This window comes from Pseudanabaenaceae cyanobacterium SKYG29 (assembly GCA_025055675.1).
Lineage (GTDB): Bacteria > Cyanobacteriota > Cyanobacteriia > Pseudanabaenales > Pseudanabaenaceae > M5B4.
This window is the reverse complement of sequence record JANWWT010000015.1, coordinates 1-525: the sequence shown is the minus strand read 5'-3', so window position 1 is coordinate 525 and position 525 is coordinate 1. Positions and strand designations below refer to the sequence as shown.

Annotated in this window: 1 tRNA gene; it reads right to left on the bottom strand. The window is 45.0% G+C overall.

Annotated elements, in window-relative coordinates:
* Positions 1 to 451: 451 nt before the first annotated feature.
* Positions 452 to 525: transfer RNA gene (locus tag NZM01_12600), tRNA-Pro, on the bottom strand.

Below are 525 nucleotides of genomic sequence, written 5' to 3'. Positions count from 1 at the left end.
AGTAAGTTATCCAAGATTTCCATGAATAAATACTGGGGTAGTCCCAAGTAAATAATGATGAATTACGATGGTGCATGAAGATGAATATATAGTTATTCAAAAAGAGTTTGAGACATTTGCCAGTCAGTAGCAGTGGCAAAAATCACTGCCTCCACGTCGTGTGCGAGTAGCTACTCTTCTGGGCTAGCTGAAAAGTGCCCCACTTTTATGTGAAACGACTATAATACCAATGTAATTTTCCAGGCTTAAGGATAAAGTTTTCCTAGCCGAGCAATTTACTTTCTGCCTAGGAACGTTGTTAAGGTTTTTAATTGGAGATACTCTACCACCCACTGGATCCAGTTTTGTTGCTGCCAAGATACCCTGGCTACTAAGTAACTAGTGCTATCTGTAGTGCTAAGGAGTTGGCCGGAACTGGAGTCAGTTGGCATTTACTAGCTCTCTGCCTGCATCGGAGCGGCGGGATTTGAACCCACGACCCCCACTACCCCAAAGTGGTGCGCTACCAAGCTGCGCTACGCCCCG